4 protein-coding genes are annotated in these 3,917 nt (G+C 73.1%); 2 read left to right on the top strand and 2 right to left on the bottom strand.

Annotation, left to right across the window (positions count from 1 at the left end):
* Window positions 1-39: 39 nt before the first annotated feature.
* Window positions 40-750 (bottom strand): type 1 glutamine amidotransferase, encoded by a 711-nt coding sequence (locus tag ABT085_RS44850; RefSeq protein ID WP_351622566.1) that lies wholly within the window; start codon window positions 748-750, stop codon window positions 40-42.
* A gap of 129 nt (window positions 751-879) precedes the next feature.
* Between ABT085_RS44850 and ABT085_RS44845 the strand changes: the two genes are divergently transcribed.
* Both ABT085_RS44845 and ABT085_RS44840 read left to right on the top strand, forming a co-directional pair.
* On the top strand, window positions 880-2,370 hold the full coding sequence (locus ABT085_RS44845) for an aldehyde dehydrogenase (protein WP_351622563.1): 1,491 nt from the start codon (window positions 880-882) through the stop codon (window positions 2,368-2,370).
* On the top strand, window positions 2,367-3,080 hold the full coding sequence (locus ABT085_RS44840; RefSeq protein ID WP_351622561.1) for a gamma-glutamyl-gamma-aminobutyrate hydrolase family protein: 714 nt from the start codon (window positions 2,367-2,369) through the stop codon (window positions 3,078-3,080). Before ABT085_RS44845 ends, ABT085_RS44840 begins: the two co-directional genes overlap by 4 nt.
* 128 nt (window positions 3,081-3,208) lie before the next feature.
* On the opposite strand, the gene ABT085_RS44835 is transcribed toward ABT085_RS44840, so the two are convergent.
* On the bottom strand, window positions 3,209-3,781 hold the full coding sequence (locus tag ABT085_RS44835; RefSeq protein WP_351622553.1) for a MarR family winged helix-turn-helix transcriptional regulator: 573 nt from the start codon (window positions 3,779-3,781) through the stop codon (window positions 3,209-3,211).
* Between the last annotated feature and the right edge of the window lie 136 nt (window positions 3,782-3,917).

Genomic DNA, 3,917 nt, shown 5'->3' with positions numbered 1-3,917 from the left:
ATCCGGACGCGCCTCCGGATGCGCAGGGGGGCGTATTCGTCAGCGTTCGGCGCCCGCCACCCGTTCCAGGAAGGCGTCGACGAGATGACGGGCGTTCACCCGCGCCTGCTCCTGCATGGCGTGGCTGCGGGTGAGCAGCTCGTCCGGGTCGACGCCCTCGCGCAGGCACTGCTCCCGTCCGCCGAGGTCGATCCAGCCGCGCACCATCGACGTGGTGATCTCCGGGTGGAACTGCACGCCGAGCGAGCGCCCCACCCGGAAGGCCTGTGCGCACACCTCGGTACGGGCCAGCTCCTCGGCGCCGTCGGGCAGGAGGCAGTGGTCGAAGTGCCACTGGAACCACGGGCCGGCCGGCACCAGGGAGGCGTCGTCCGTGTCGACCTCCACCCAGCCGATCTCGGGTCGGGCGGCGGCGGCCACCGAACCCCCGAGGGCCGTGGCGAGCGCCTGGGCGCCGAAGCAGACGCCCAGGACGGGGACGCCGAGCCCGTGGGCCTCGCGCAGCAGGGCGAGCTCGCCGCCGATCCAGCCGCCCACCGCGGACCGGTCGTAGACCGACCAGGGGGCGCCGAGCGACACGATCAGGTCCCAGCCCTGCGCATCGGGGAAGTCGAACCGCACGTCGGGCGAGTGATGCCGGTCCTCGGGTACGACGGTCACCGTGGTGAGCTCGTAACCCCGCTCGGCGAGGCGGGCCCCGACCAGTCCCGGCTCCGTCACATGGTCGTGCAGAACGACGAGTGCGCGCACGTTGAACACTCCTTCACCTGGTCCGGCATCGCGGCCGGCCCGATCCCGTGAGCTGCCGCCACGCTCTTGCGGCGGCTCGTCCGGCGATCGTATCGTTTGAATCCAAACCAGATTGTGGAGGTCTCCCGAATGCCGGACATCACCCACGAGGAGTGGCTGCGCCGCGCCGAGTCCTGGAAGGTCTCGGGCGCCCATCACATCGACGGCGCCGACGAGCCCGGAAGCGGAGCGACCTTCACCGTCGTCTCCCCGCGGGACGGCCGGATCCTGGCCGAGGTCGCCGACGGCGGCACCGCCGAGGTGGACGCGGCCGTCGCGGCCGCCCGGCGCGCCTTCGACACCGGGCCGTGGCCGCGGCTGGCCCCCGCCGAACGCGGCCGGGTGCTGCTGCGGATCGCCGACCTGCTCGAGGAGCGGCGCGAGGAACTGGCGCTCACCGTGAGCCTGGAGATGGGCAAGCCGGTCACCGAGGCCCACGCCATCGAACTGCGCGCGGTCATCGCCACCTTCCGCTGGTACGGCCAGCTCGCCGACAAGCTCACCGACCAGTCCCCCCAGACCCCGCAGGACGCCCTCGCCCTCGTCACCCGGGAGGCGACCGGTGTGGTCGGCGCGGTCGTGCCCTGGAACTTCCCGCTGACGCTGGCCGGCTGGAAGGTCGCCCCGGCGCTCGCCGCGGGCTGCACGGTCGTCCTCAAGCCCTCCGAGAACTCCCCGCTGTCCGCGCTGCTCCTGGGCCGGATCGCCACCGAGGCCGGACTGCCCCCGGGCGCGCTCAACGTCGTGGCCGGCAACGGGCCGGTGGCCGGGCGCGCCCTCGGTCTGCACCCGGACGTCGACGTACTCGCCTTCACCGGCTCGACGGCCGTCGGCCGCCACTTCCTGCACTACGCCGCGGACTCCAACCTCAAGCGGGTCTGGCTCGAACTGGGCGGCAAGTCGCCCAACATCATCCTGCCCGACGCCCCCGATCTGGCGAAGGCGGCCGCCACCGCCACCTGGGGCATCTTCTTCAACCAGGGCGAGATGTGCACCGCCCCCTCCCGGCTGCTGGTCCACTCCTCCGTCGCCGACCAGGTCACCGACGCCATCGTGGCGCGAGCGGACGCACTGCGCGTCGGCGACCCCCTCGACCCCGCCACCGAGATGGGCGCCCTGGTGAGCTCGGGGCACCTCGGCCGGGTCCTCGACCACGTCGGCACGGGACTCGCCGAGGGCGCCCGGCTGCGCGCAGGCGGCGAACGCACACTCACCGAGACCGGCGGCAGCTATCTGCGGCCCACCGTCTTCGACCGGGTGGAGCCCGGCATGCGGCTGTCCCGCGAGGAGATCTTCGGGCCCGTCCTGTCGGTGCTGACCTTCGACGACCTCGACGAGGCGGTGGCCCTGGCCAACGCCACCGAGTACGGGCTCGCGGCGGGCCTGTGGACCTCCGACCTGTCCACCGCGCACCGGGTCTCGCGCGCCCTGAAGGCCGGCACCGTCTGGGTCAACTGCTACGAGGAGGGCGACCTCAGTGTTCCCTTCGGCGGCATGAAGCAGTCCGGAAACGGCCGCGACAAGTCCGTGCACGCCCTGGAGAAGTACACCGAACTCAAGACCACCTGGATCCAGCTGTGACCGCACCCGTACGACCGCTCATCGCGATCCCCGCCCGCTTCTCCGCGACCACCTCCGCGCTGCGCTACGCCGCCGAGGTCAACGCCCGCGCCCTGGTGGAGGCCGTGTGGCGGGCCGGCGGCGAGCCGGTGAGCGTCCACCCCGCCGCCACGGACGTCGCGGCCCGCCTCGGCCGCTTCGACGGGGTCCTGCTGCCCGGCGGCGGCGACCTCGCCCCGCACCGCTACGGCGCCACCGACACCCATGACGCGGTGTACGACGTCGACGACGTCCAGGACGCCTTCGACCTGGAGGTCGCCCGCCGCGCGCTGGAGGCGGGCCTGCCGCTGCTGGCGATCTGCCGGGGACTCCAGGTCGTCAATGTCGCCCTGGGCGGCACCCTGGAACAGGACATGGGCGGACCGGAGAAGGAGCACCGGCACCTGGTGCACCCGGTGGCCGTGCAGCGCGGCACCCTGCTCGAACAGGCCGTCGGCGCCGACAAGGCCGAGGCCTCCTGCTACCACCACCAGCGGGTGGACCGCCTGGGCGACGGACTCGCCGTCACGGCACGGGCCGCGGACGGCAGCGTGGAGGGACTCGAACTCCCCGGCTCCGCCGGGTGGTTCACCGCCGTTCAGTGGCACCCCGAGGACACCGCGCACGAAGACCCCGCGCAACAGGGCCTCTTCGGGGCTCTCGTGGCCGCCGCCCGCGCGGGGCGTGCCTGACGCCCCGCCGTCCGCCTGCCGTTCAGGCCTTCGGACCGCGTCCGCCGCGGAGGCCGTTCCAGGCCTTCCGACTGCCTCCGCCGCGGCTGCCGTTCAGGCCTTCCGACTGCCTCCGCCGCGGCTGCCGTTCAGGCCTTCGGACGGCGTCCGCTGCGGCGCGGGGCCGGCTCGGCACCGTCGAGAAGGGCGAGGCGTCGCTCCTCGCCCGACTCCTCGACCTGAAGCACCACCTGGCGCAGGCCGTCCGCGACGGTCCGGCACTCGTCGGCGTCGAGCCGCGAGGTCACGAACGCCTCCTCCTCGTTGAACTGCGGGAACAGCCGCTGCATCAGCGCCTCCCCGTCGTCCGTGAGGCTGAGCAGCACGAGTCTTCCGTCGGAGGGGTGACCCGCCCGGCTGACCAGCCCGCGGCCCTCCAGGGTGCGCACCACCCCGGTCAGGGTCCCCTTGGAGATTCCCGCCTCCTCGGCCACGTGCCGGGTCTCCGACTCACCCCAGATCCAGACCACCCACAGCACCACGAACGCCGTCCAGGTCAGGTCCTGGCCGCGCAGCACCGAGTTCTCCAGGTGCTGGCGCACCGCGGAGGCCGCGCGGTAGATGTTCGCGACGACGGCCATCTGTTCACGGTGGACGCGAATGCCGCCGAGCTTGGCCTGGGCCAGCTTCTCGGCCTCGCTGATGGATCGCTGTCCCGGCACGGGCACGCTCCTTCGTGGGAGGAGGACGTCGCATCGCGAACGTCGTTCGAGTCCAAATTGTACGCAGGGCGGGTCGAACGCCCCTTGCGGGCTCGCGAACCGCGGGTGGCGCCGGGCCCGTGACCGTCACGGCCGA

This window comes from Streptomyces sp. NPDC002265 (assembly GCF_040296125.1).
Lineage (GTDB): Bacteria > Actinomycetota > Actinomycetes > Streptomycetales > Streptomycetaceae > Streptomyces.
This window is presented reverse-complemented; position numbering and strand designations above follow the sequence as displayed.